At 61.2% G+C, this 25,558-nt stretch carries 20 protein-coding genes; 13 read left to right on the top strand and 7 right to left on the bottom strand.

The genetic code is table 11. From position 1 onward, the window contains the following. Positions 1-9: 9 nt before the first annotated feature. On the bottom strand, positions 10-1,113 hold the full coding sequence (locus tag ACNFH5_RS22415; protein ID WP_416749795.1) for a VOC family protein: 1,104 nt from the start codon (positions 1,111-1,113) through the stop codon (positions 10-12). Positions 1,114-1,192: 79 nt separating this feature from the next. Next, positions 1,193-1,807, bottom strand: a complete 615-nt coding sequence (locus tag ACNFH5_RS22410; protein ID WP_416749793.1) for a TetR/AcrR family transcriptional regulator — start codon at positions 1,805-1,807, stop codon at positions 1,193-1,195. Between the two features lie 263 nt (positions 1,808-2,070). Between ACNFH5_RS22410 and ACNFH5_RS22405 the strand changes: the two genes are divergently transcribed. The 6 genes from ACNFH5_RS22405 to ACNFH5_RS22380 are packed head-to-tail and all read left to right on the top strand — an operon-like array spanning position 2,071 to position 9,269. Then, complete coding sequence (locus tag ACNFH5_RS22405) at positions 2,071-3,696, top strand: bifunctional 3-(3-hydroxy-phenyl)propionate/3-hydroxycinnamic acid hydroxylase (protein ID WP_416749791.1); 1,626 nt, start codon at positions 2,071-2,073, stop codon at positions 3,694-3,696. After that, the gene (locus ACNFH5_RS22400; RefSeq protein ID WP_416749789.1) at positions 3,693-5,339 is read left to right on the top strand and encodes an FAD-dependent monooxygenase; all 1,647 of its coding nucleotides are present in this window, start codon (positions 3,693-3,695) and stop codon (positions 5,337-5,339) included. The genes ACNFH5_RS22405 and ACNFH5_RS22400 overlap by 4 nt, the downstream gene beginning before the upstream one ends. Before the next feature lie 2 nt (positions 5,340-5,341). After that, positions 5,342-5,722, top strand: coding sequence for a hypothetical protein (locus ACNFH5_RS22395; protein WP_416749787.1), 381 nt, complete (start codon positions 5,342-5,344; stop codon positions 5,720-5,722). Between the two features lie 30 nt (positions 5,723-5,752). Next, complete coding sequence (locus ACNFH5_RS22390) at positions 5,753-6,826, top strand: amidohydrolase family protein (RefSeq protein WP_416749785.1); 1,074 nt, start codon at positions 5,753-5,755, stop codon at positions 6,824-6,826. A gap of 15 nt (positions 6,827-6,841) precedes the next feature. Continuing rightward, positions 6,842-8,035: an amidohydrolase family protein gene (locus ACNFH5_RS22385; RefSeq protein WP_416749783.1), complete on the top strand. Its 1,194-nt coding sequence runs from the start codon at positions 6,842-6,844 to the stop codon at positions 8,033-8,035. A 4-nt stretch (positions 8,036-8,039) separates the two neighbouring features. Then, positions 8,040-9,269 (top strand): NADH:flavin oxidoreductase/NADH oxidase family protein, encoded by a 1,230-nt coding sequence (locus ACNFH5_RS22380; protein WP_416749781.1) that lies wholly within the window; start codon positions 8,040-8,042, stop codon positions 9,267-9,269. Positions 9,270-9,276: 7 nt separating this feature from the next. On the opposite strand, the gene ACNFH5_RS22375 is transcribed toward ACNFH5_RS22380, so the two are convergent. Both ACNFH5_RS22375 and ACNFH5_RS22370 read right to left on the bottom strand, forming a co-directional pair. Next, positions 9,277-9,924 carry a TetR/AcrR family transcriptional regulator gene (locus tag ACNFH5_RS22375; RefSeq protein ID WP_416749779.1) on the bottom strand — a complete coding sequence of 216 codons (648 nt, stop codon included), beginning with the start codon at positions 9,922-9,924 and terminating at the stop codon, positions 9,277-9,279. A 64-nt stretch (positions 9,925-9,988) separates the two neighbouring features. Then, a complete protein-coding gene (locus ACNFH5_RS22370) occupies positions 9,989-11,569 on the bottom strand; it encodes a bifunctional 3-(3-hydroxy-phenyl)propionate/3-hydroxycinnamic acid hydroxylase (protein ID WP_416749777.1) in 1,581 nt (526 codons plus the stop codon). Positions 11,570-12,054: 485 nt separating this feature from the next. Here ACNFH5_RS22370 and ACNFH5_RS22365 point away from each other — a divergent pair, with 485 nt between their 5' ends. Then, positions 12,055-13,107: a DUF2235 domain-containing protein gene (locus ACNFH5_RS22365; protein WP_416749775.1), complete on the top strand. Its 1,053-nt coding sequence runs from the start codon at positions 12,055-12,057 to the stop codon at positions 13,105-13,107. 22 nt (positions 13,108-13,129) lie between these two features. Here the strand turns inward: ACNFH5_RS22365 and ACNFH5_RS22360 are convergent, their stop codons facing one another. Continuing rightward, positions 13,130-14,443: an LLM class flavin-dependent oxidoreductase gene (locus ACNFH5_RS22360; RefSeq protein ID WP_416749773.1), complete on the bottom strand. Its 1,314-nt coding sequence runs from the start codon at positions 14,441-14,443 to the stop codon at positions 13,130-13,132. Positions 14,444-14,924: 481 nt separating this feature from the next. On the opposite strand from ACNFH5_RS22360, the gene ACNFH5_RS22355 reads away from it, so the two are divergent. Genes ACNFH5_RS22355 through ACNFH5_RS22345 form a run of 3 tightly spaced genes read left to right on the top strand, consistent with a single transcriptional unit; the run spans position 14,925 to position 19,815 of the window. Continuing rightward, positions 14,925-16,610 carry a GIY-YIG nuclease family protein gene (locus tag ACNFH5_RS22355; RefSeq protein WP_416749771.1) on the top strand — a complete coding sequence of 562 codons (1,686 nt, stop codon included), beginning with the start codon at positions 14,925-14,927 and terminating at the stop codon, positions 16,608-16,610. Between the two features lie 57 nt (positions 16,611-16,667). Further along, positions 16,668-18,401 carry an ATP-dependent nuclease gene (locus ACNFH5_RS22350; RefSeq protein WP_416749769.1) on the top strand — a complete coding sequence of 578 codons (1,734 nt, stop codon included), beginning with the start codon at positions 16,668-16,670 and terminating at the stop codon, positions 18,399-18,401. Further along, a complete protein-coding gene (locus tag ACNFH5_RS22345; protein ID WP_416749767.1) occupies positions 18,391-19,815 on the top strand; it encodes a UvrD-helicase domain-containing protein in 1,425 nt (474 codons plus the stop codon). Before ACNFH5_RS22350 ends, ACNFH5_RS22345 begins: the two co-directional genes overlap by 11 nt. A 205-nt stretch (positions 19,816-20,020) precedes the next feature. On the opposite strand, the gene ACNFH5_RS22340 is transcribed toward ACNFH5_RS22345, so the two are convergent. Further along, positions 20,021-20,491: a helix-turn-helix domain-containing protein gene (locus ACNFH5_RS22340; protein ID WP_416749765.1), complete on the bottom strand. Its 471-nt coding sequence runs from the start codon at positions 20,489-20,491 to the stop codon at positions 20,021-20,023. A 465-nt stretch (positions 20,492-20,956) separates the two neighbouring features. Beyond that, on the bottom strand, positions 20,957-22,177 hold the full coding sequence (locus ACNFH5_RS22335) for a GYF domain-containing protein (RefSeq protein WP_416749763.1): 1,221 nt from the start codon (positions 22,175-22,177) through the stop codon (positions 20,957-20,959). Between the two features lie 286 nt (positions 22,178-22,463). On the opposite strand from ACNFH5_RS22335, the gene ACNFH5_RS22330 reads away from it, so the two are divergent. The 3 genes from ACNFH5_RS22330 (at position 22,464) to ACNFH5_RS22320 (ending at position 25,183) form a co-directional block, all read left to right on the top strand. Then, positions 22,464-23,621 (top strand): IS30 family transposase, encoded by a 1,158-nt coding sequence (locus tag ACNFH5_RS22330; RefSeq protein ID WP_124082581.1) that lies wholly within the window; start codon positions 22,464-22,466, stop codon positions 23,619-23,621. Between the two features lie 340 nt (positions 23,622-23,961). After that, positions 23,962-24,702 (top strand): hypothetical protein, encoded by a 741-nt coding sequence (locus ACNFH5_RS22325; protein WP_416749761.1) that lies wholly within the window; start codon positions 23,962-23,964, stop codon positions 24,700-24,702. Positions 24,703-24,763: 61 nt separating this feature from the next. Further along, positions 24,764-25,183: a hypothetical protein gene (locus ACNFH5_RS22320; RefSeq protein WP_416749759.1), complete on the top strand. Its 420-nt coding sequence runs from the start codon at positions 24,764-24,766 to the stop codon at positions 25,181-25,183. Positions 25,184-25,558 lie beyond the last annotated feature (375 nt).

The raw sequence follows: 25,558 nt of genomic DNA, 5'->3' as shown, positions 1-25,558 counted from the left end.
GCTGCGGGCCTAGCCGAACATCCGCGCCAGCGTGATCAGCTTGCGCAGCGTCAGGTCCGGGCTGTGCCGCAGGTTGTGCAGCAGGATGCGCAGCTTCTGCAGGTTCATCGCCGGCTTGGTGAAACTCTTGGGCATGCGCTGGCCCCATTGCGACATCGCTTCGGGGCTGACGCCGTGCAGCCCGGTGGGGCGCTCGGCGGTGAACAGATCGCCGTCGCAGTAGTGCTCGTGCTTGTCGCCCCAGGGGTCCTGCCAGTAGTCGAAGATCTGGCTGCCGAGAATGTGCCGGCCCATGCCCCAGGCATGCTTCCAGCCGCGCTCGCGCAATACCCGCTGGCCCATGCCGACGGCGTCGGCATCCACCACTTCGTAGGCACTATGGCTGTAGGCGGCCATGAAGCCCTGGGCCAGGGCCAGGGTGTGGTGGTCGGCGGGCGTGTCGCCCAGGTCCAGGCGCAGGAAGGCCACCGCCGGGGAGCCATCGGGCAGCACCTGCACGTCGCTGGGAATGAAACCGAAATGCTCGGTGTACCAGGCGCAGGTGGCCTGGTAGTCGGCCACTTCGAGCACCACGTGGCCGAGCTTGATGATGTCCGGCGGCGCCACGGGCGGGCGCTGGGTAGCGTTGATCCGCGGCGCCTCGTCGACCTGGTTCAACGGCAGCGCCGGGCGGTGCGTCAGTTCGCTGGCAGGCTGCTGGCCGTGGATCGCCTCGACGACGAAGCCGGAAGGGTCACGCAGGGTCACGCTTTCACCACCGCCGGGCGTGCCCGCTTTCTGGATCGCCGATGCGCCCGGCAGGCGCGCCAGTCGTTGCAGGTCTTCACGGGTTTCCACGGCCAGGCCGAAGCCGACGAAGCGCGCCTGCGCCGCCCGCTCCACCCGATAGCAGTAGGGCGCCGGGCCGGTGCCGCGCAGGTGCAGGCAGTCGGCATCACGACGCGCCAGGGTCAGGCCGAAGTCGCCGAGAAAGCGTTCGGCCTGCTCTAGGTCCGGGCGCTCGAAGATCAGGTGGGCCAGCGCGCGGGCCCTGACTGTCGGCTGCGGATGGCGCGCCGGTTGCGGCGTCGCCAGGGCGGCGGACTGACTTGCGGAAGGGGGCTGACGGCTCATGCTTGTTGTTCTCCGTGGCTTTCGTCAGGCAAGGCTTCGCCATCGCCCCTGAAAAGGGGCGTTGGCAGGTTCGGGTGGATCAGTCCGCGGGTGGCAGCACCGGCAGCTCTCCGGTGGACAGGCTGCGCGCTTCCTCCGGCGCTACACCGAGCGCGCGCAGGGTCAGCTCCGCCGCGTCGCTACCGGCTTGGCGCCAGGTCCGGTGGCCCTCCAGGACCAGGAAGATGGAGCTGAGCACGGAGCCGGCGATCATCGAAATCACTGACGGCAGCTGCTCCTGGCGGAAGCTGTAGCGGCCGTTGGCGAGCCCGCTGAGCAGGTCGGCCGTGGGTGGGCCGAACCACATGCCGCGCAGCGATTCCTCGCTCATCGAGAAGCGGCTGATGAAGGCGCCCCAGTGCGGCTCCTCGTGGGCCCGGCGGATGAAGAAGCGGATGCCGTTGGCCAGGCGCAGGGCCGGGTCCGAGGTCTCGCCGAAGCTCTTCACCACGCGCTGGTGCATTTCTGCCGCCAGGTGGCTGGCCACGTGCTGGAAGAGGTCGTCGATGGACTGCAGGTTGTTGTAGATGGTGCCCCGCGCCACACCGGCTTCCTGCGCGAGGTCGCTGATGTTCACCTGGCTGGCGCCCTTCTCGGCGAACAGGCGCAGGGCGGCCTGGTGGATGCGGCGTTGTACGGGGTTGAGGGTTTCCATGAAAAGACGGCTCCAACGTCAAGCTTGGAGTGATTGAACACGTGCGTTCAAAATAAGTCAACAGGGTACATTGCTCGTCATTTTTCCTGTTTTCTCCTCGGTTTCCCCTGTGTTCAGGGCCTTTCCGGCACGGCGGCAGTGCTCTGGAGACGCTCTGGACAGCGGGTTCGGTTAGGCAAATGGAATCATGATTGATCTCCAGTTGACTGAATTGAACACTGGTGTTCAAAATGATTCGGCGATGTCTTCCCCTGGAGCAAGCAATGCAAGAGTCCACAACAACAACGACAACCTGTGACGTGATCATCGTTGGCCTCGGCCCCACCGGTGCCGTGCTGGCCAATCTGCTGGGCCGCTACGGCTGGTCGGTGGTCGGCCTTGAGCGCGACGAGGACCTTTACTACGCCCCGCGTGCCGTGCACTTCGATGACGAGATCATGCGCATCTTCCAGTTCGCCGGCCTGGCCGACGACATCGGCCGCACCAGCGAATCCTTCACCGACATGGAGATCATCCTGCGTCCCGGGCGCAAGCCGGTGACTCGCTCGCGCATCGGCAGCCAGGACCGCCGCTATGGCCATCCCGGCGCCTGGTGGTTCCACCAGCCGACTCTGGAGCGGCATTTCCACGATGGGCTCAAGCGCTACCCCAATGTCACTCCGGTGTATGGCTGTCGCGTGACCGGCGTCGAGCAGGACGCCGAAGGCGTGCGCGCCACCGCCGTGCAGCGTGACGGCAGCGAGCGGGTGTTCCAGGGGCGCTATCTGATCGGCTGCGACGGCGGCAAGAGCTTCGTCCGCCGCGAGGCCGGGCTACGCCTGGAGTCGGCCGACTTCGACGAGGCCTGGGTGGTGGTGGATACCAAGACCCGCTCCGGCGAGAAGGATGCGCTGCTGCCGGCCAATCACTCGCAGGTGTGCAACCCGGCGCAGCCGGTGACCTACGTGCCCATGGCCGGCCCTTACTACGAATGGCAGTTCATGGTCACCGGCGGCAAGTCCGAGCGCGAGGCAACCGATCCCTACCTGGTGCGCCAGCAACTGCGCGACTTCGTCGACCTCGACAAGATCGAGATCACTCGCATCGCCTACTACAAGTTCCACGGCCTGTGGGCCAACAATTGGCGCAACGGCCGGATCATCCTGGCTGGCGATTCGGCGCACCAGATGCCGCCATTCCTCGGCCAGGGCATGTGCTCGGGCGTGCGCGATGCCAGCAGCCTGTGCTGGCGTCTGGATATGGTGCTGCGTGGTGCCGCGCGGGAGAAACTGTTCGACGACTACGAGGCCGAACGCTCGGCCCATGTGCGCGAAATCATCAATGGCGCGATGTTCCTGGGCAACGTAATCCAGACCCGCCACCGCAGTGTGGCTTTCCTGCGCGACTGGTTGCTGTTCCGCATCGCCGGGATGCTGCCTTTCGCCAACAAGGCCTTCGCCGACAAGGCCAACCGCAAGAAGCCGCTGGCTGCCGGTTTCTGCGGCTGGGGGCACCGGCTGTCCGGTCACCTGGCCCTGCAACCGAAAGTGTTGCGGGACGAGGAGGGCGAGCGCGTACTGCTCGACGAGGCGCTTGGCCACGGCTTTGCCTTGCTTGCCCGGCGCGGTTGCCTCGATAGCCAGCGCGCCCAGCTGGAGCGCCTGGCACAACAGGTGGACCTGCGCGTGCTGGAGTTCGCCGAAGACCCGGCCGGCCCCGTGCTGGGCGACCCTACCGGCGCGCTGCAGGACTGGTTCGACGAAGCCGACATGGACTTCGTGCTGATCCGGCCCGACCGCTATGTCTTTGATGCCGGCCGCGCCGACCAGTTGGGTCGCGTCGCCGAGCGCTTCCTCGCCGGCCTGTCGCTGGTCCGTCACAGCAATCAACCCCAAGGAGTGGCGGCATGATCGACACCCCCGTTCTCATCAGCGGCGCCGGACCTGTCGGCCTGACCCTGGCGCTGAACCTCAGCCGCCTGGGCGTTCGCTCGGTGCTGCTCAACGACCGCCGGCAAACCACCAGCCATCCCAAGCTGGACGTGGTGAACTGCCGCTCTATGGAAATCTTCCGCCAGCTGGGCCTGACCGAACGCATCCGCGCGGCCGGCAACCCGACCGATGCCAACCAGTATTCGGCGATGGCGGCGTCGGCCAGCGGGCCGTTCTATAGCGTGATGTCCGACCGTCACCTGATCTACCAGCCGGTCAGTCAGGCCGAGCAGGCCATCCGCGCCTGTCGCGACGGCAGCCTGCCGCTGGAGTCGATGCAGCGCATCGCGCAGATGCACCTGGAGCCGGTGCTGATGGCGGAGGTGGAAGCCGACCCGAACATCGAACTGCGCATGGGCTGGCGCCTGTATGGCTTCGAGCAGAGCTCCACCGGCGTGGTGGCGATGGCCCACGAAGTGGATAGTGGCGAAGCGCAGCAGTTCTTCGCCCAGTACCTGATTGGCTGCGACGGGCCCAACAGCCGCGTGCGCAACTTCCTCAACATCGATTACGACGGCACCCGCGACCTGGTCGGCGAGCTGTTCATCATCCACCTGCGCTCCGACGAGATCGCCGGGCTGTTCCCCAACAACCAGCCCTACTGGCACACCTGGCTGACCCGGCCGGGCTTCGCCGGCCTGCTGGTGTCGCCGGACGCCAGCCGCAACGATTACGTGCTGCACCGACCCTTTGCGCCGCGCCCCGGCGAGTCGCTGGAAAGCGTGGTGGACGCCGCCCTCGGCACCCGGCTGCGCTACGAGATCGTCCAGTCCGGTCCCTGGCGTCCGCAGTTCCTGGTGGCCCGCTCGTTCGGCCGGCAGCGGGTGTTCATCGCCGGTGACGCTACCCACCAGTTCATGCCCACCGGCGGGCTGGGGATGAACACCGGAGTCGCCGAGGCGCACAACCTGGCCTGGAAGCTGGCGGCCTGCCTGGCCGGCTGGGGTGGCCCGCGCCTGCTGGAAAGCTACGAAGCGGAGCGCCTGCCCGTGGCCAAGCGCAACCGCGACCACGTGAAGAAATGTGCGGCGGCGACCTTCGAGGCGCAGATGCGCCGCGACGATGCGCTGCTTGCCCAGGGGGCGGCCGGGGAGGCGGCGCGCGAGGCCGCCGGGCGCGAGTTCGAGCGCAAGGTCTCAAGGCTCTACGAATCGCTGGGCGTGGAGATCGGCTACCGCTACCACGGCTCGCCGGCGATCGAAGCAGACACCGCCAGCGAGCCGGCCTACGAAGAGATTCGCTACACGCCCACCACCTGGTCCGGTGCGCGCCTGCCCAGCGCGTTCCGCGAGGATGGCACGGCGCTGTTCGATCAGCTCGCACTCGGCGCCTTCACCCTGCTGGCGTTCGACGCCGATGCCGAGTCCTGTGCGCCGCTGCAGGAGGCGGCGCGGGAGTGCGGCGTACCGCTGAGCGTGCTGCCGATCCACGAGAAATACCTGGCCAGCCTGTACGAGCGGCGCTTCGTGCTGGTACGGCCTGACCAGCATGTGTGCTGGCGTGGCGACAGCCTGCCGGTCGATTGCTATTCGCTGTTCAACCGTCTGCGCGGAGCCCGCTGACCATGAGCCTGTTCATCGATTCGCTGAAACTGCGCCTGCTCCTGCTCGCGTCCATCCCGTTGCTGCGCCGGGCCGAGCGCCGCTCGGCGCGCCTGCGTGAACTGCTCCACGAGGACTCTTTCGTGCTGCAGATCCGCACGGGCGATGGCGTCGGCGGCTATTACCAATTGCGTGGCGGGGTGCTCAGCCTGCACCGTGGCGAGCACCGCCGGCCGGACTTTACTCAGCACTGGCAGCGCAGCAGTGACGCGCTGCGGGTGATGCTCAGCCGCGACGAGACCGACATGCTGCGCGCCGTCGAAGGCGGGCAGTGCCAGCTGCAGGGGCGCTTCGCGGTGGCCTTGTGGTTCAACGAGGCCATGAAGATTGCCCGTGCTGCCTGAACCCTCCCGGATCACACAAGGACAACAACAATGACGATCCAACAAGGTCGAATCGACGTGCACCACCACATCATCCCGCCGGCCTTCGTCGAGACCATGGCAAAGAAGGGCCTGGACATGGTGGCCGGTGCACCGCTGCCGAAATGGTCGCCACAGAAGTCCATCGAGGTGATGGACCTCAACGGCATCCAGACCGCCATTACCTCGCTGTCGGCACCGGGCGTGCACTTCGGCGGGGGAGTTGAGCAGGCCCGCGAGCTGGCGATGCGCTGCAACGACTTTGCCGCGCAGATGCGCGTCGATCATCCGGGGCGCTTCGGCAATTTCGCCGTGCTGCCCACGCCCTTCACCGAAGCCGCCTGCCGCGAGGCCGTTCGCGCGCTGGATGAACTCAAGGCCGAAGGCGTGGTGCTGCTGGGCAGTACCGATGGCGTGTTCCTGGGCGATGAGCGTTTCGACGAGCTGATGGCCGAACTGGACCGCCGCGCGGCCATCGTCTTCGTCCACCCGAACATGCACGAAAGCAGCGAGAAGCTGGGCATCGCCGCACCGGGCTTCCTGGTCGAGTTCCTCTGCGACACCACCCGCGCGGCGGTGAACCTGATCCTTACCGGTACGCTGGAGAAGTACCCGCGCATCCGCTGGATTCTCGCCCACGGCGGCGGATTCCTGCCCTACGTGGCCTGGCGCGTGTCCCTGGCCAACGCCCTGCCGCAGTTCCAGGACAAGGCTCCGCAGGGGGTGATGACCTACCTCAAGCGCTTCTACTTCGACACGGCGCTGTCGCCGTCGCGCTACTCCATGGCGGCGCTCAAGGAACTGGTGGAACCCTCGCAGATTCTCTTCGGCAGTGACTTCCCCTTCGCTCCGGCGCCGGTCACCACGTTGTCCTGCCAGACGCTGGAGCAGAACACCCTGTGGTCCGACACGCAGCGCTACGGGATCAACCGCGGCCACGCGCTGAGCCTGTTCCCGCAGTACCGTGAAGCGCAGGAGCAGGTGGCCGCGGCGCCGATCTTCAGTGGCGAATCCCTCGGCAGCCGGGTGAAACGCAGCCTGACCCGGCCGCTGGGTGCCTACGTCGAACGTGTGCGAAGCCGCTGATTCGGGGAGAATCACATGAATCGTCGAGAATTCGTGATGGGCGCCGGCGTGCTCGCCAGCGCCTCGTTGCTGGCCGCTGAACTGCCCGCCCTGTCGCCGACAGGTGATCCATCCGATGCCGTTGCTCCCGTGCAGCTTCCGTCACCACCGGTGCCCGGTCGTATCGACGTGCACCACCACATCCTGCCGCCGTTCTACGCCGAAGCATTGCGTCGCCAGGGATTGGACAAGGTGGCGGGGGTCGCCTTGCCGGAGTGGTCGGCACAGCGTTCGCTGGAGCTGCTCGACGAGCAAGGCCTGCAGAGCGCAATCACCTCGATTTCGTCGCCCGGTGTCTGGTTCGGCAACGACCGTGCCGCCGCCGAACTGGCGCGCCGCTGCAACGAGTTCGCGGCGGAGCTGGGCCAGCGGCATGCAGGGCGTTTCGGCAGCTTCGCCTGCGTGCCGCTGCCGGCCACCGAAGTGGCGTGCACCGAGGCGCTGTACGCGCTGGATGTGCTCGAGGCCGATGGCCTGGTGCTGCTGGCCAGCAATGACGGCGTGTTCCTCGGCGATGCGCGTTTCGACGAGTTGATGGCCGAGCTGGATCAACGCGGGGCGACGGTTTTCCTCCACCCGAACCTGCATCCAAGCAGCCAGACGCTGGGGTTGGCCGCACCGGGCTTCCTGCTGGAGTTCGTCTGCGATACCACCCGCGCAGCAGTGAACCTGATTCTCAGCGGCACCCTGGAACGCTATCCGCGTATCCGCTGGATCCTCGCTCATGCCGGCGGCTTCCTGCCGTATGCGGCGTGGCGGGTGTCGCTGGCCAATGCGCTGCCGCAGTTCGAGGACCAGGCACCGCTGGGCGTCATGACCTACCTTCGGCGCTTCTATTTCGACACCGCGTTGGCACCGGCCGCACCGTCCATGGCGGTACTGCGCGAGCTGGTCGAGCCCGGCCAGGTGCTGTTCGGCAGCGACTTCCCGTTCGCGCCGCAAGCGTTAGTGGCCGAGCAGGTCAGCACACTCGCCGCCAGCCGCGTCTGGAGCACGGCGGACCTCGCTGGCATTGGTCGTGGGCACGCGTTGAGCCTGTTCCCGCGCTTCGCCGCGCCGGGCGAAGCGCTGGCCGTGGCATTGCCGTATGAATCCGAGTCGACCTTGCACTGGTTGGGACGCAGCGCTGGCAAGCCCTTCGCCGCCCTGGCCCAACACCTGAAGGACTGAAACCATGAGTCAATTATTCGAGCCGCTACGTCTGCCCAATGGCCAGGTGATTGGCAACCGAATTGCCAAGGCGGCGATGGAAGAGAACCTCGCCGATGCCGACCACGCCCCCGGCGATACCTTGCTGCGCCTGTATCAGCGCTGGGCCGAAGGCGGCGCCGGGCTGATCATCACCGGCAACGTGATGGTCGACCGCCGCGCGCTGACCGGGCCGGCCGGCGTGGTGCTGGAAGATGACCGCCTGCTGCCGCGTTTCAGCCGCTGGGCCGAGGCCTGTCGTAGTCACGGCGCGCAGGCCTGGATGCAGATCAACCATCCGGGTCGTCAGTTGATGGCTGATCTCGGCCAGCCGGCCCTGGGGCCGTCGGCCATTGCCGTGGATATTCCCGGTTTGAAGAACGTCTTCGCCCAGCCGCGAGCGTTGTCCAGTGCGGAAATCGACGGGCTGATCCAGCGCTATCTGAATGCCGCGCTGTTGGCCGAGCGCGCCGGGTTCACCGGGGTACAGGTGCATGCCGCGCACGGCTACCTGTTCAGCCAGTTCCTTTCGCCGCTGAGCAACCGGCGCGAAGACGACTGGGGAGGCAGCCTGGAGAATCGGGCGCGCATCCTGGTGCGCACGGTCGAGGCGATCCGCGAGCGGGTGGCACCGGAATTCTGTGTGGCGGTGAAGCTCAATTCGGCTGATTTCCAGCGTGGCGGTTTCGAGGCGCGGGACGCCGAAGCCGTGGTGCGCCTGCTCAACGAGCGGGGCGTGGATCTGGTCGAGCTGTCGGGTGGCAGCTACGAAAGCCCGGCGATGCAGGGCCAGACCCGCGACGGCAGCAAGCTGGCGCGGGAGGCCTACTTCCTCGAATTCGCCGAGCGCATCGCCGCGACGGCACGCATGCCGCTGATGGTCACCGGCGGTATTCGCCGGCGCGAGATCGCCGAACGCGCCCTGCAGGGACCAGTGGCGATGGTGGGCATGGCCACGGCCCTGGCGGTCGATCCAACGCTGCCACGGCGCTGGCAGGCCGGCGAGGGCGCGCAGGTCGAACCGATAGTCGTGGCGTGGAAGAACAAGGCCTTCGCCGCCGTGGCCACCCAGTCGGTGGTAAAGAAGCAGCTGACGCTGCTCAGCCAGGGGCGCCCGACCAACCCGCGCACGTCACCGCTGCTGGCGCTTATTGGCAATCAGTTGAAGTTGCGCAAGCAGTCGCGGCGTTATCGGCTCTGGGTGGCGCGGCCCTGAAGCGAGCTCAGTCGCCCTGTGGCAAGGGCAGGGCGGCTATCTTCCGGGCCTTGGCCGGGCTGGCGCCAAGGGCGCGCAGGAGCATTTCGCTGAGCAGAATGTCCTGGTCCTGCGGCGCGCGGCCTTCCAGCGTGGCGCGGATGGCGCCGGTGGCACCGGCGATCACCAGGTCCAGAGCGATGTCTTCGTTGGCGTAGTTGAACACGCCTTCGGCCAGACCGCCGCGCAGGTCCTCGCGCACATGGCCGGCCAGCGTCGAGTGCATGGCCTGGTCGTAATGAATGACGCGCAGCAGCGCACTGGCCCATTGCGGGTCTGACTGTGCGCGCAGAACGAACATGCGCACGCCGATGGCCAGGCGCTTCGAGCCGCTGTCGATACCTTCGCTGAGCGCCGAGATGGTTTCGGAAAAGTCGCCAGCCAGGGCAATGCCCACCGCTTCGGCGAGCTCTTCGCGGGTACGGAAATAGTTGTAGATGGTACCGGTCGAGACCTCCGCCTCCGCCGCCAGATCCTGCAGGGCGGTGGCGGCGACGTCCTGGCGGGCGAACACGCGCAGGGCTGCATCGAGCAGGCCCTGGCGCGTGCGTGCGCGCTTCTTGTGCCCACGGGTGAGCGGCACGGTGGCGTCTTCGTGGGGTTGTCGGTCGGTCATGGCAGGTATCCGTCTGCAGGGCTGCAGCGATGATACGGGATGCCCGTGGCCGACCGGTACCCGCTCATGCCCGCAGCAATGCCTGGCAGTGCCGCAGCAGCTCGCCGGCCTTCTCGGGCCTGCACTGATGCATGATGATGCGGTCCGGGCGCACCACGGCCAGTGCCGGGTCGGGCCAGGGTGCGAGCAGGGCGCCGTCGAGGCTTTCGGCGAAATCGGCGCGGCTGTCGTCGCGGGCATGGCCGATCTGCAGGAAGCTGCCGCCCAGGTCGAACCACTGCTTCTGTTGCGCCGAGTCGAGCCAGCGGCGCGGGTCGGTGCCCAGGCCGACCAGTTGCAGGCGGTCCCCCAGTAATTGGTCGCTCAGGCAGATGCGCCCCGCGCTACGAACCCAGGCTTGAGGAAACAGGCCGCCGCTGGCCACTCGGGCGCGCCGCGTGCTGCGCACGAACAGGCCACGGCGGAAGCGGTGCCTGGGCTTGATGTCCAGTTCCTCGAAGTGCCGGCGAGCCGCGGGGATGATCCGCAACGCTTTCATGAAGCTGTGGATCAGCGCGGCCGCTACTGCGTTGCTCGGCATCACCAGGCGACCCATGAGCTTGGCCAGGTCGATCATTTCCCGGGCATGGGGCTGGCGCTCCTGGTCGTAGCTGTCGAGTATCCGCGGCGTGGCGCGCCCTTGCAGCACCCAGGACAGTTTCCAGGCGAGGTTGGCCACGTCGCGCAGGCCTGCCACCAGGCCCTGGCCGACGAAGGGCGGCGTGATGTGCGCGGCATCACCGACCAGAAACACCCGGCCCTGTTGGAAGCTCTCGCAGCAGCGGGCATGGAAGCGGTAAACCGCCTTGCGTTCGATCTTCAACTGCTGTGGCTCGATCCAGGGCGCCAGGAGTCCGCGGATGCGTTCCTGATCCTCCATCTCGTCGCGCGTTTCACCGGGGCGCAGCATGAATTCCCAACGCTCGCGGCCACCGGGAGCGGGCATGTGCGGCGTCGGGCGGCGGTGGTCGCAAAGGAACTCGACATGGTCGATGGCTTTTCCCTGGCGTGATCCGGCATCGACGATCAGCCAGTCCTCCGAGTAGCTCTGGCCGTTGAACTCCTGGCCGATCAGCCCGCGTACCCGTGAACTCGCGCCGTCTGCACCGACGAGATAGCGGCAGCGCAGCGAGTGCGGCTCATCAGCTTCATCCAGCAGGACGGCGGTGACTCCGCTGGCGTCCTGGGTGAAGTCCCGCAGCTCCAGGCCGCCCCGGCAGCGCAGGGTCCCGTGCTGCTCCGCCTGGCTGCGCATGGCGCGCTCCAGGTCCGGTTGATAGAAGGTCACCAGCTTGTGATGGCCGTCGATGCGCCCGCTGGTATTGGCCTGGCCGAACTGGCCGACGATGGGGCAGTGCATCTTTACATGGGGAATGACCACGGTCTCGAAGGCGTCTTCCTCCAGTCCGGCAAGTTGGAGAATTCGCAGAGCTTCGTTGTCCAGGGCGATGGCACGCGGCAGGGGCAGGACGTCATGGGCCTTGTCGATCACCAGGCAGTCCACACCATAGCGTCCCAGCAGGGACGCCAGCGTGGCGCCGACCGGGCCATTGCCGACGACCAGGACGTCGACCGATTCGGGGAGGAACTCATTGTTGTTATGCATTGGGAGATCCGGATCCGGGAGAGGGGCCCGGATCAGTTGATCCGGGTGGAACGGAATCTATCAAAAATGACGTGTTCGTCAATATTGGTTGTTTTGTCATAATTTCCGCCGAAGTAATGAACGCCTGACGAGTGACTGGAAAGACGTACCTGGGGCTACGCGAACTCCGCGAACGTGCGCTTCTGCGACGGCAAGGGATCGGAACTGGAGGACGGTGCACGGTTCTACTTCGAGACCTTCGGTTTTCCGGTCGATGCGCAGTCCGTTGTGCGGCGATGCAGTCCTGCCGATGGGGAACTACAGTTGCCCATCGAGGGCGATACCGTCGAAGGGACTCCGGACCTCTGGTCAGAATGAAAAGTCACCCGTCGTGCATTCTTGCGAGAGCCGCCTCCACTCGTTTTTCCGGTTGGATCCTCGCCTGTGCAAGCACGTGCGAAGCGGAAGTTTCGAGCTGTCAGAGCCACTGACGTTGGAGAAAGGACATGCCCAAGAAAATCATCATTTCCTTTGACGGGACCTGGAATACGCCGGATACGAAGTCCGAGATCAAGGGCAGTAAAAGCACCAATGTATGGAAGCTGCATGCTTCCATTCTGCCTGCCGACCAGAACGGCACGACGCAGGACAAGTGGTACGACAAGGGCGTCGGCACCGCGTGGTACGACCGCCTCGCCGGTGGGGCATTCGGCGTGGGGCTTTCCGAGAATATCCTCGATGGCTATCGGCAACTGGTCAGGACCTACGAGGCCGGTGACCAGATCTACCTCTTCGGCTTCAGCCGCGGAGCCTATACGGCCCGCAGCCTGGTCGGGCTGATCCGCAACGCAGGCCTGCTCAAGCCCGAGCACATCGACTTGACCAACGAAGCCTATGGCCTCTACCGGACCCGCGACGAGGGCGCCGACTCCGACAGCGCCAAGCTCTTCAGGGACCGTTTCTCGCGGGTGATTTCCATCCACATGCTCGGCATCTGGGACACCGTGGGCGCCCTGGGCGTGCCGCTGGAGTCCTTCGACTGGTTCAACAAGGCCTACTACGAATTCCACGACACCGAGCTCAGCTCGATCGTCCACAACGCCTTCCAGGCTCTGGCCATCGATGAGTGGCGCAAGAACTACCAGTGCACACTGTGGGACCCCAGGAGCAAACCCAACCAGCGCGTGGAGCAGGTCTGGTTCTCCGGTGCGCACGCCAACGTCGGCGGCGGTTACGCAGACAACAGCCTGTCGGATATCGCCCTGGTGTGGATGATCAACAAGGCGATCGAGTGCGGCCTGGCGCTGGACACCGGCAAGACCCCGAGCCTGCCCACGACGACGCTTCCCATCACCAACTCCTACAAGGAATTCCTGGGCGGCGCTTATAGCCAGCTGACCCAGCCGTACTACCGGGATATCGGCAACACGCCCTTCGGGCAGGAAGCGATCGACCCCAGCGTGGAGGAACGCCTCAAGCACGACGCCCAGTACAAGCCGAAGAACCCGGTGGGCGGCCATCTCACCGGTAACTTCACACCGGTCGGCAAGATCAGGTGACGGCCAGCCACGCCGGGCGTTCCTATCTCCGTTCCGGCCGGCGCAGGCCCAGGTGGTCGCGCAGGGTGCTGCCGCGGTACTCGCGACGATACAGCCCGCGCTTCTGCAGCTCCGGCACCACCAGCTCGACGAAGCTGTCCAGGCCGCTGGGCAGCAGCGGCGGCATGATGTTGAAGCCGTCGGCGGCGCCGGCGCTGAACCAGGCTTCCAGGTGGTCGGCGATCTGTTTCGGGCCGCCGACCAGCGTGCAGTGTCCGCGCGCGCCGGCGACCCGCAGGTAGAGCTGGCGAAGGGTCAGGTTCTCGCGGCGGGCCAGGTCGATGAACAGTGCCTGCCGGCTTTTCATGGCGTTGCTCGGGGGCAATTCGGGCAGCGGGCCGTCCAGCGGGTAGCGAGACAGGTCGAGCCCGCCGGCCATGCCCGAGAGCAGGGCGAGGCCGAGCTGCGGTTCGATCAGCTCCTGCAACTGGGCATAGAGGTCTTCAGCCTCGTCCTGGGTGCGCCCCAGCACCGGGGAAATGCCAGGCATGATCTTCAGTTCGTCCGGCTCGCGGCCATGCTCGGCGAGGCGTCCCTTCAGGTCGACATAGAACTCGCGCGCACCTTCGAGCGTTTGCTGCGCGGTGAACACCACCTCGGCGGTGCGCGCCGCCAGCACCTTGCCCGGCTCCGACGAGCCGGCCTGCACCAGTACCGGATGGCCCTGCGGTGAACGCGGCTGGTTCAGCGGGCCGCGCACCCGGTAGTGCTCGCCGCGATGTTCGAGCGTGCGCAGCTGCTGCGGGTCGAAGTAGCGGCCGCTGACCTTGTCGCGCAGGAAGGCGTCATCCGCGAAGCTGTCCCACAGGCCACGGGCGACATCGATGAACTCTTCAGCGCGGGAGTAGCGATCGGCGTGTTCGAAGTGCTGGTCGAGGCCGAAGTTCTGCGCTTCCTGGTCGGTGGCGGAGGTCACCAGGTTCCAGCCCGCACGGCCGCCGGAAAGGTGATCGAGCGAGGCGAAGCGACGCGCCAGCAGATACGGGTCGTTGTAGCTGGTGGAGACCGTGGAGATCAGGCCGATGCGCTCGGTGGACGAGGCCAGGGTGGCGAGCAGCATCAACGGGTCGAGCACTTCGCCGTGGGTGGTGTGCGCGGCCAGTTCGTTGCTGCCGAGCAGCGCGAGGTTGTCGGCGAAGAAGATCGCGTCGAACAGGCCGCGCTCGGCGGTCTGCGCCAGGCGCCGGAAGTGCGCGAGGCCGAGGGCGCCGGAGGGTGCCTGCGGGTGGCGCCAGGCGGCCAGGTGATGGCCGCTGCCCATGAGAAAGGCGCCGAGGCTGATCTGTGCTTGGCTCATGTTCACCTCAGAAGTCAAGTGGATATCAAGCAGATGATGGTTTTGGGTGATTAGTAAAAAAGCGTATATAAATCAATTGTTTGGATTATTGCTTCGTGCAAAAACAACGAAAACGTAAAGAAAAACGTAGCGTATTCTCTATTTCTGGCTGCTAAAATTTACATTTTGCATCGAGTTCGGACGACTTTTACACACCCTACACAGAGGACACCCCGTATCCACAGTTGGCTGATTTTCGCAAGGCAGCTTTCGGTGATCCTAGCTCTCCAACAGTTTCTACGAGACTTTGGAGCCTTAAGCGTGACAGTGTGTAGTCTGCACTACTGGCGATCATGGCTCAGCGAGATGCTCCCAGGTTGGTGGTTGCGAGTTCGTGCTGGGGAGGGCTTGGTAGAGAGCCTTCATCTTCGACCGAAGGTTGAAGCTTAATGGCCTCGAGGCAAGTATTCCGTTTGAGTCTTACCAACTAAATCTATTGCCGATGCCCAAAAAGCTCACACAAGACGAAATTATTGAGGCGTTTACCCGTGCTCATGGTTCGCGCTATGACTACAGCTTGGTTCGTTACATTAGTAGTGCCGCCAAGGTCACCGTCATTTGCAGAGAGCATGGAGCTTTTGACATCGCGGCTGGTCACCACAAGAACGGTGTGGGATGCCGCTATTGTTACTTTGATAGCAATCGGCTTGGTGTCGATCAGTTCATAAAGGCATCCTCTAAGGTTCACGCTGGCCGTTATGACTACAGCGCTGTCTCTCCAGATATCAAGGTCACCGATAAGGTCTCTATCCGCTGCATTCAGCATGATCAGGTATTTTTGCAGCTCGCCAGTGCTCACATCGCCGGCCACACGGGCTGTAGGGCATGTCAGTCCAACAAGATGACAGGCCCTAAAGAGCTCCTTGGCCAGTATAAAGAAGACAGCCTCCCGCTGAAGAACTTCATTCAGCGTGCAGTGGCCCAGCACGGACCTGCCTACGATTACAGCAGGTTTGTTTACCAGGGGGCCGGCGTGAAAGGCGAAATTGTCTGCCCTGAGCACGGGGTGTTCTGGCAGTCTCCTAGCAATCACCTCCGCGGTACGAGATGCCCCCAGTGTGCCAAGGCGCTTGCGCATCAGGATTCTTTCAAGGCGATGTGCAAGACCCTTGGGGTTGATTACTGGCGGGCGCTTAAGCGCCGAGAAACGGGTATGGGTGACGAGAGGGTATTTGAGGAAGCCTTGCTCCGCTCTGAGCGCGTCGTGAACCCAGTCACCGTCCATGGGACAACATACCCCAACATGGAGTCCGCCGTTCGTGCCCTGGACCCTCCGGCATCGAGCGCTACCATCTCGCGCTGGATCGCTGATGGGGTTAAGCCCGAAGATGCCTTCGAGAAGATACCCAACCCTGGCTATGCCAACGGAACCATCTATCTAGTGGAGCACGAAGCCTCCAGCCGTAAATACGTTGGGCTCACTATTGTGTCGATCCAGGAACGCTGGCGACGCCATGTGGAGCAGGCCGCAATGGGGCGTATCAAAGGTTCTGATTCGCTGCATGCTGCCATTCGGGAGCATGGTCCCGATCAGTTCAGCATTCGCGAGATTGATCGCGGCACTACCAAAGCCGGGCTGGAGAATAAGGAGCGGGAATGGATTTCTAGGCTCAACACTCGATCCCCCAACGGATTCAACATTTCACCGGGAGGAGGCAGTGGTGGGGCGCACGGTCGCCAAATTACTATCGACGGGATTCCCTTTCCTAGCGTCCGCGCCGCTTCCGAGCATGTCGCCAAATCTCGTGGAATCACTGTCGCGGCTGCAAAGGGGCGCATTCGCGTCGGGCGCTTGGATATTCAGGCCCCATCCAAGCCCGGTGAGGCGGTCAGTAAAACGGCGGCGTACAAGGCTTGGAGTTGGTTGGTCCACTGTTTGTTGAACCCCAAAAGTAGGGACTATGCACCAGGCATCGAACTGCATAAGCCCTGGCTGGACTTCCGAAAGTTCCTCGGTGACGTCGGCCAGCCGCCAAAGGCCGGGATGGCGTTTTCCAGACTGGACAAGGCTCAGGGGTTCTTTCCCGGCAATTGCAGGTGGATGACGAAGAGCGAGGCGTCCAAACTAAATGCTGCACAAATGGCAGCGTCCGGAAAATTAGTGGGACGGCGCAAGAAGGAGTCCTAAGCGACCTGGGATCGACGCGCATTACGGAGCAGGTCATGTCATCAAAGGAGGTGGTGCGTGGTTCGGATTCGCAAGATAGAGATTCAGAATTTCAGGTCCATACGCTCTCTCACCTGGCTCCCATCGCCGGGTCTGAACTGCCTGATTGGTCCTGGTGACAGCGGCAAGAGCACTATCTTGGATGCCATCGACCTGTGCCTTGGGGCTCGCCGGAATATTACGCTGGGGGACACCGATTTCTTTGGCCTCGACGTGAGCCAGCCCATCCAGATCACGCTGACCTTGGGCCAGCTACCTGACGCACTGAAAAACCTGGATGTCTATGGTCAGTACCTGCAAGCGTTCGATGGCACAACTGGCCAATTGCAGGACGAACCACTGCAAGGGCTCGAAACCGTGCTCTCGCTACGCCTGACAGTGGACAGCGAGCTCGAACCAGTCTGGGCGTTGGTGTCCCAGCGCGCCCAGGCTTTGGGCCAGGAACGCAATATCGCATGGAAAGATCGACTCCTGTTGGCGCCGGCACGACTGGGTACCTACGCCAACTCTAATCTGTCGTGGACTCGTGGATCCGTACTCAACCGGCTTACAGAAGAACGCCCCAACCTGGGCGCAGAGCTTGCTAACGCCTCTCGTGAAGCTCGTGCCACGTTCGGCAACCAGGCAGGTGCTCAACTGGCTGAAACGCTGCGAATCGTCACCCAGAAGGCTACCGCCTTAGGCGTTCCCGTCGGAGAGCAGGCGCAAGCGCTATTGGATGCCCATGCTGTCTCCATCAGCGACGGCGCCATCGCCTTGCACGATGAGCAAGGTGTGCCATTGCGTTCACTGGGTACAGGCTCTTCCCGTCTGCTGGTAGCCGGGCTGCAGCGAGCAGCTGCACAGCGCGCCTCAATCGCTCTGGTGGACGAAGTCGAGTATGGGCTCGAGCCGCACAGGCTCGTCCGACTACTTGACTCACTGGGTGCTAAGGAGACTCCGTCACCGCTGCAGGCATTCCTGACAACCCACTCACCGGTGGCGGTCAGGGAGCTTCGAGGCGACCAGATCTTCGTAGTGCGAAAGGCACAAGACGGGGCTCACCAGGTGCTCGAGGTGGGTGTCGAGGATGATGTGCAGAGCACCATTAGAATGGATCCGGAAGCGTTTCTAGCTCGCAGTGTCATCGTCTGCGAAGGGGCCAGTGAAGTCGGACTCATTAGAGGTTTGGATCAGTATTGGACGGCGCAGAATTACCGCTCACTTCTGGCTGCAGGCACGGCTTACGTAAACGTGGGGGGAGGTGAGCCGGACCGGTGCTTTGTTCGAGGCCTTGCTCTGCTTAAGCTGGGGTACCGCGTCATGGTCCTTGTCGATGCTGACAAGCCTCCGACTCCTGAAGTCGTAGAGGCCTATCGCGCAGCGGGAGGAGAGTTCATTACATGGAGAGAAGCACGAGCCCTGGAAGATGAACTGTTCCTCAGTCTACCGGATGCTGCAGTGGACACCATGCTCCAGCGCGCCGTGGAGTTTCTCGATAGAGAGCTGGTGGCCGCTCATATCAGTACGCAATCTCAGGGGCGCACTACCCTGGACGATATCCTGCAGATACGCCAACAACAGCAGCCATACTCTCCTGAACTGCGTTTGCTGTTGGCCCTGACGTCCCGGAACCGAAAGAACGGTTGGTACAAGTCGCTCACCAAATTCGAGATCCTTGCTCGGGAAATTGTCGGTCCCAACTACCAAGCAACGGAAGCCGGGTTTACTGCCTTAATCCACCAGTTGTTCGGGTGGGCCCATGCCGCCTGAGTACGATTTGTTCGCCGTCCGCAGAGGAGCCGTGACTGCGCCAGCCGGCTGCGGCAAGACACAACTCATCGCGGACACGCTTACCCAGCATGCCGGCGCCAAGCCTGTTCTCATTCTGACCCACACCAACGCGGGTGTGGCCGCACTACGCCTGCGTATGCAACGCGCCGACGTTCCAGCATCTGCTTATCGCGTAGCAACCTTAGACGGTTTTGCCATGCGCTTGGTCGGTCTCTTCCCAGAGCGAAGCGGCATACCCGCCGCCACTCTTGAGCTGGGAAACCCAGGCACCGACTATCCCGCAATCCGCTTGGGAGCCTTCGCTTTGGTACAAGCGGGGCATGTGAGCGATACGCTGGCGGCAACTTACGCTCACCTGCTCGTCGACGAGTACCAGGACTGTAACTTGGTGCAGCACGACTTGGTCAACGCACTCTCGGCAGTACTACCTACCTGCGTGCTGGGTGATCCTATGCAGGCCATCTTCGGCTTTGCCGGCAACCAACTGGTGGACTGGGACGCACACGTGCTTCAGCAGTTCCCGCTCATCGGTGAGCTGAATCAACCATGGCGTTGGATAAACGCAGGTACCCGCGGGTTTGGCGAGTGGCTTCTGAACTGCCGGCGAGTGCTGCAATCAGACGGGAGTATCGATCTGAGCCAGACGCCTGCCGAGGTCAACTGGATTCAATTGCTACCCGCCACCGCCGACCGTCAGCGCATGGCGGCAGCGCTTACAAGGTCAGTAACACCCGAAGGGCAAGTCCTGGTGATAGGCGACAGCCGCAACACCCGAGGGCGCAGACAAATGGCCAGTCAGACCCCTGGCGCTACTGCTGTCGAACCCGTAGATCTAGGGGACCTCACGAGTTTCGGCCGGACATTTGACTTGCAGGCAGCGGATGCCACTACGCGACTCGTCAATTTTGCCGCCGAGACGATGACACAAGTCGGCGCTGCCGCATTACTGCCACGCCTGGACACCCTGCGACGAGGTGCTGCTCGCACGCCGGCTACTCCGGTGGACGCCACATTGGTGGCATTCGCCGCGACTCCAACCTATCAGCTGGCCACGGAAGCGCTAAGAGCTTTGATGCGCCAAGAGCATGCGCGCGTGTACCGACCTGAGGTGCTGTATGGGTGCCTGCGGGCCATGGAGACGGCGGCCGGAGGTGGTTGCACCTTTGCGGAGGCCACCGTCCGAGAGCGCGAACGCAATCGTCATGAGAGCCGACAGCTAGCTCGGCGTGCTATTGGCAGTACCTTGCTATTGAAGGGATTGGAGGCACAGGTTGCGGTGATTCCCAACCCTGAAAACATGGATGCTCGCCATCTCTACGTGGCGATGACGCGTGGCTCGAGTCGATTGGTCGTGTGCTCTGCTACACCGAATCTTGTCCCACGAGCGGGATAGTACTGGCGAGACCGAATGGATGTGCGAGCCGGGTCTCAACCCGGCATAAGGTACTTTCCGTCGGGTTTCTCAGTCAGGCTTCCCATGTAACTCTGCAGCGCGTCGATCTCTGATTCTTGGGAACTAGCAACAGCTCCTCTATGCCCTGCTCGTAACACAAACAATTTTTTGCTTTAAGTGGTCTTTTAGCGCTTAACACAAAGAATTATTTGCCTTCTCTATACCCCATCCGCAGCTTTTGAGCTTGAGCCGCAATTTCATCCATGGCTGCGCGGCTAGCAGCGTCGCGCTGCTCTTGGTAGGCCACCAGATCCGTGAATTTGACTCGACGATGGCTGCCGGCTTTCGTGTGCGGCATCACTCCTGCATCCAGCAATTTCACAAGAGTTGGCCGCGATACGTCGAGAAGGTTAGCCGCTTCCTGAGTGCTCAGCTCTGCATGGATCGCGACCACTCTTACGGCATGGCCCACGGCGATTTCGCTTAGGATTTCTCCGAACAGGCGTAGTGCGAGTGCCGGCACCTGCAGGATCTGCTTGTCTCCAGATTCCGAAACCAGTGTCAAACGGTGAATCCCTGCTCCCTTCTCCAGAAGCTCCTGCATCTGGAGAAGGGATTCGACAGCGGCAGCAGCCTCTTGCTTGTCGGGTAGCCGCAGTGAGAAGGCTTTTGGCATGAGTGGCTCCAATGCTTCGGGCGGAGATGTAGTCCGGGGAGAGCCAAGCATCTCCTTGGACTACTCGTACGAAAGGTGGATAAGTGGAATTATGCGGAATTATGGAAAATTCCATAATTTTCGAATGCTGAGTTGGCATGCTGCGTAATTGCACTCATCTGACCACGGATCGCATCGACCTGACCAACGAGTTGTGGATAGATGAGGGCAGAAGTTGACCCAACCGGTGAGAAATAGCAGAGCGCGTACATCATCTGCTCCCTCTAGAGGCAGCTACCGACCCATAGCAGCCGATCGCGGCAGGCTACGACCGGCTAGTAGCGAACAGCATCACGGTTAAATGGCTAGCGTCCGCTGACCTCCATTCTCGCTGTTTACGGGATGGCGGACGCTGAGGGGAGCATGCGTTTAAGCGGTACAGACGGTTAAACTCAGAGTACGCTACTCCGCGTACCATTGATTCCTCTACTTCAATGTGCTCCACAGTGCGGTTTTGAGCTTATCAACCATTGCATTGGAGTAGTCATAAGGGATTGACTGGATGGTCACTACCCTCCAGAAGGGGGCGCCAACCTGAGTGATTTGGACATTGAGGCGATTGTTGTCGGTAGAGACCATCTCTCCAGTGCCCTCCCAGAATTGATGTCCCTCTCTCTCAAAAATACGCCCGCCATCTGAAAAACTCATAGTGGCTGCGGTTCCTTTTTGGAAGGCTTGTGCGTATTGACTCAGTGAATAGCCAGGGAACTCTTCCATGGCCAGAATGACCACAGCATAACCAGCAGCCTCGGTGAATATATATCCCGGCATGCCGTTTTTGATTGGCTGTGTGGTGAGTTTCCACCGGGAATCAACCTTGATGCTCCGCAAGGTTTTGGGATTCTCCCAAGAGTAGTCTTTCTGCATGGTCATAAGTCTCGACTCTCGCTCGGACTTTTTCTCGACCTCATTAAGAACGGCTATGAATCCGAAAAGGCATATGAACGCTATCCCGAAAGCGATTTTTCTAATCCAGTTTGGGGATTTTGATCGAACAGTAAAACCTGAAGATTCGTCGTAACTTGCTTCTAAGCCCTTGCTAAGCCTGGATGATTGGACTGACATTGTGATGAGGTTGAGGAGAGGAATACCAAACGCCAAGCCCTTAATCCAAACTGAGAAGTTGCGAATAAGATATTGGGTGAAGCCCAGGGTTTTTCCGTCAAGGGTTATAACTCTTATCCCCAGTAGAGATTTGCCGGGGGTATTGCCGAGGGCTCGATGGATAATGGCATCTAAGATCAGCGCAAACGGCATACATATAATACCGAAAATCTGGCTTGATCCGTAGGAATTGACCCACTCAACGAAGTGAGCCGAGTACCTACCTAAGAAATAAGTGGAGACCGTCGCGACGAGTAGAGTTTCCCACCAAACATCAAATAAGCGCGCAAAAAATCTAGACCACCGATTTGTCATTGGGAAATCTATCGGATTGACTTCTTGCTTAGACGGAAGTGGTGGGGGAATGACTGATATTGCTGGGCGTAGCTCTTCCACTTCGTCGATGGATTTCCAATCCTCCATTCCCTCCCGCCATACTATCGTTTTAACGCCTACACTCCCGGACTGTATTAATTTCTTAAGCTCTTCGATATCAATCGGGCCTTTCTTTTTGCCCTTGATCACATACCACCAAGTATTCATTTTTATTCCTTTTTTAAGTTGATACTTATCTGTTAGTGGCTTTGAGATTGAGCTCTCATGAACAAAATGAAAGTGATCAAGAACTACCCAATTGATTTGAGTATAGAATTGCTGTTTCTTAGGTCAATCGCAACCACATGCGACAGATCGCTTTGGGTCGAAATCGGCTTCTCGCGAACGGTGCTATTGCCCGGAAGTAGCCGCTTATGAATGACTGCTTCTGGCTGTGGATTCAACCGGTGAACGCAACACACTGAACCCTGTGTAATCAGGAGGAGTGTTGCAGATGAAGCAAAGGCCTCGGATCTACTACACCGAAAGCCAGAAAGCACTGATGTGGGATCGCTGGAAGGCAGGTGATTCCCTCCAGCAGATTGCCCAGCTATTCGACCGGAATCATTCCTCGATCCAGCGGATTCTTGCGGAGACAGGCGGTATTCGCCCAGCTACTCGACGACGTTCCAGGTTGGCGCTCACACTAGTTGAGCGCGAGGAGATTTCGAGAGCACTTGCTGTTGGCCAGTCGATTCGGCATATAGCGATGCGCCTGGAACGAGCTCCATCCACCATCAGCCGCGAGATCAGCCGTAACGGTGGTTGTCGAAGCTACCGTGCCAACCAAGCTGAACAGGCGGCATGGGATAGGGCCCGTCGCCCCAAGCTTTGCAAGCTTGCCCAGTCCCCAAAGTTGGCGCAGCTTGTTGCGGAGAAGCTTCAGATCCAGTGGTCGCCCGAGCAGATCGCTGGATGGTTGAAGCGTACATATCCGGACGTGGCCGACCAAGTGTCACACGAGACCATCTACCGTAGTCTCTTCATCCAGGCCCGCGGCGCATTGAAGAAAGAGTTACTGGAGTATCTGCGCCGTAGCCGTGCGATGCGTCGGTCGCGTCACCACACCCAGAAAACCGACAACCATGGCCGCATCAGCGATACGCTTTCCATCAGCGAACGGCCGGCCTGCGTTGAGGATCGTGCGGTACCAGGGCACTGGGAAGGCGATCTGTTGTGCGGCAGTAAGAACAGTCAGATTGCCACGCTGGTTGAGCGCCGCAGCCGCTATGTGATGCTGGTGAGAGTAGATGGAAAGGACACCGAGACAGTGGTGAATGCACTGATCGAGAATGCCCGGCGATTGCCTCAGGAACTCTACCAATCCCTGACCTGGGATCGAGGCAAAGAGATGGCTGCTCACAAGCGGTTCACTCTGGCGACGGATATCCAAGTCTATTTTTGTGATCCACAGAATCCTTGGCAACGCGGGACGAATGAGAACACCAACGGCCTGCTACGGCAGTACTTTCCGAAGGGAACTGATCTCTCGCGGTACTCGCAGGACGCGCTGGATAAGGTCGCTCGGCGGTTGAACGAACGACCCAGAAAGACCCTGGGGTACTCGACTCCCGCCGAGTGTTTTAATCAGGCTGTTGCGTCGATCGGTTGAATCCACAGCCGATTTCCGCCGCTGGTGAGAGGCAGCTACCGACCCATTGCAGCCGTATTTGATGACCTGAGCCGGACAAAACTGAGATCCAGGCATCTGCTTTACTGGGGACTAGGTAATCTCAGTTCGCGAAAGTCTGAGCCGTGCTGAGTGAACAGCGGATCCTAGCTGCCTTTCTGCTATCTCTGGGATGGGCCAACCTGGCTGAAATCGGATTTGAACATGGGCCAATCTCCACTAGCCTTAAATTGGCTCACAGCCCGCGTAGCCGCCAGAGGTTGGTGACAGTCTGCTAATGCGATAAAGCGCTCAGAAACAGATCCAGGTACTAGGAGGGTTCATGAAGGCGCTACTTACTGTTGTTGCAATTGGCCTGTTTGCAATGGGGCTGCCGGCACTTGCCGATACTCAGACCATACCTGTGCATTTCAACAAGGGTAGTAGTTCGACGACCGTCAACGGTACCCTCAAGGGCGGCAAGATCATCGACTACGTCCTGCGCGCTAAAGAGGGCCAGACAATGAGCGTTGTGTTTAAGCCCAGCAACAATGCCGCCTACGTCAATGTGTTACCCCCGGATTCGACGGGCGCTGCCATCTTCATTGGCTCCATTGATGGTAACGAGTGGACAGGTACCTTACCTTCAAGTGGTGATTACAGGGTACGTACCTACCTCGTGGGCAGCGCGGCAAAACGCAACGAAAGCAGCAACTACACGCTGACGATCAGTATCACTTCAAGCAACAACAGCAACTCTCGAGCGAGTCACTCTGAGCGTGCCGGGCAAGGTGTATTCGATGCCCGTGGAACTATTCCTTGCGCACAGGGCGAGGGGCAACCCATGAGGACATGCAGTTTTGGCGTCGCTCGTGATTCGGGGGGGGATGCGTCAGTCAAGATAACGTTTCCGGATGGGCATTCGCGCTTCATCTCTTTCGCAAATGGACAGGCAACTGGTGCGGACTTGAGCCAGGCTGACGGCGATATGAGTTTCTCTGCTACCAAGGAGGCTGACTTATATAAAGTTCAGGCGGGACATGAGCGATTTGAAATACCCGAGGCAGTGATATTTGGCGGGTAACTGGCGACTATTCTGAGTGTTTTGTTTGCGCCCTATATTTGTACAGATCAGGAGTCAAGAAATGTATAAGAATATTGTTCTAATTGCTATTTCAACGGTGCTGCTAAGCACGAACGCACATGCCATCGATGATAAGTATCGCGGAAAATTAGAGCGATCAGGATGTACTCAAGTTACCGAGATGCAGGGTTGTGACATTAATAAGAGCAAGGCCGAGAACGCGAAAGCGGGATTTGGAAAGCCTGCTGGCGCGGCATCCACGCAAGCGCCTAATTACAAAGACTTGGTTGGAAAGGATTCGATTGGCGCTCTTGACAGTATGACTGAGCGTGGGTTTAAAAGCGTCGACTCGATGGAGAGTGGAAATACGCAGTACGGTATCTATTACAACGCAAATAGTCGTCTTTGCGTCCAGCTTACAATGGCAGATGGAAAGGTGTTAGCAGCGGACAACATTCACACCCACCCAAAGTGTCATTGAAAGTGGCTTTGTTCCTACTGAACATGAACAGTTGGCGTGATCACTCACTCAAGCCAGAAAAGCCTCGAAACCGGGCTTGACGCAGTTATCCGCCTGACGATGGTTTGTCTTGATAAGATGAGCCATCGTCTGCTATCGGCTGCGGACTCAATCGTTCGATGCAATAGCGTCGTCAAGGCTGTCGGCAGGTATCGATTAGTCTAAGGCGACTTTGTGGCGCTCGTTCACTACCTAACAACCCCATCTATCTTGTCGTGTGCTTAGATCGAAAGTCCCGTTCCTTCCGGGAAGTACTGCCCGTTGGTCTGCTCATTCGTCCCGAGTTACCATGGCCCCTATAGAGCGCAAGAGCAGGCTTGGATATCCATTGTCCAG

This window comes from Pseudomonas sp. NY15435, from assembly GCF_048068295.1.
In the GTDB taxonomy this organism is placed as follows: domain Bacteria; phylum Pseudomonadota; class Gammaproteobacteria; order Pseudomonadales; family Pseudomonadaceae; genus Pseudomonas.
The sequence above is the reverse complement of the archived record's forward strand: the minus strand, read 5'-3'. Positions and strand labels throughout refer to the sequence as shown.

Bases quoted from the DNA above. Each gene is read 5' to 3' on its own strand.
- ACNFH5_RS22415 (WP_416749795.1), bottom strand. From the start codon at position 1,113: ATGAGCCGTCAGCCCCCTTCCGCAAGTCAGTCCGCCGCCCTGGCGACG.
- ACNFH5_RS22410 (WP_416749793.1), bottom strand. From the start codon at position 1,807: ATGGAAACCCTCAACCCCGTACAACGCCGCATCCACCAGGCCGCCCTG.
- ACNFH5_RS22405 (WP_416749791.1), top strand. From the start codon at position 2,071: ATGCAAGAGTCCACAACAACAACGACAACCTGTGACGTGATCATCGTT.
- ACNFH5_RS22400 (WP_416749789.1), top strand. From the start codon at position 3,693: ATGATCGACACCCCCGTTCTCATCAGCGGCGCCGGACCTGTCGGCCTG.
- ACNFH5_RS22395 (WP_416749787.1), top strand. From the start codon at position 5,342: ATGAGCCTGTTCATCGATTCGCTGAAACTGCGCCTGCTCCTGCTCGCG.
- ACNFH5_RS22390 (WP_416749785.1), top strand. From the start codon at position 5,753: ATGACGATCCAACAAGGTCGAATCGACGTGCACCACCACATCATCCCG.
- ACNFH5_RS22385 (WP_416749783.1), top strand. From the start codon at position 6,842: ATGAATCGTCGAGAATTCGTGATGGGCGCCGGCGTGCTCGCCAGCGCC.
- ACNFH5_RS22380 (WP_416749781.1), top strand. From the start codon at position 8,040: ATGAGTCAATTATTCGAGCCGCTACGTCTGCCCAATGGCCAGGTGATT.
- ACNFH5_RS22375 (WP_416749779.1), bottom strand. From the start codon at position 9,924: ATGACCGACCGACAACCCCACGAAGACGCCACCGTGCCGCTCACCCGT.
- ACNFH5_RS22370 (WP_416749777.1), bottom strand. From the start codon at position 11,569: ATGCATAACAACAATGAGTTCCTCCCCGAATCGGTCGACGTCCTGGTC.
- ACNFH5_RS22365 (WP_416749775.1), top strand. From the start codon at position 12,055: ATGCCCAAGAAAATCATCATTTCCTTTGACGGGACCTGGAATACGCCG.
- ACNFH5_RS22360 (WP_416749773.1), bottom strand. From the start codon at position 14,443: ATGAGCCAAGCACAGATCAGCCTCGGCGCCTTTCTCATGGGCAGCGGC.
- ACNFH5_RS22355 (WP_416749771.1), top strand. From the start codon at position 14,925: ATGCCCAAAAAGCTCACACAAGACGAAATTATTGAGGCGTTTACCCGT.
- ACNFH5_RS22345 (WP_416749767.1), top strand. From the start codon at position 18,391: ATGCCGCCTGAGTACGATTTGTTCGCCGTCCGCAGAGGAGCCGTGACT.
- ACNFH5_RS22340 (WP_416749765.1), bottom strand. From the start codon at position 20,491: ATGCCAAAAGCCTTCTCACTGCGGCTACCCGACAAGCAAGAGGCTGCT.
- ACNFH5_RS22335 (WP_416749763.1), bottom strand. From the start codon at position 22,177: ATGAATACTTGGTGGTATGTGATCAAGGGCAAAAAGAAAGGCCCGATT.
- ACNFH5_RS22330 (WP_124082581.1), top strand. From the start codon at position 22,464: ATGAAGCAAAGGCCTCGGATCTACTACACCGAAAGCCAGAAAGCACTG.
- ACNFH5_RS22325 (WP_416749761.1), top strand. From the start codon at position 23,962: ATGAAGGCGCTACTTACTGTTGTTGCAATTGGCCTGTTTGCAATGGGG.
- ACNFH5_RS22320 (WP_416749759.1), top strand. From the start codon at position 24,764: ATGTATAAGAATATTGTTCTAATTGCTATTTCAACGGTGCTGCTAAGC.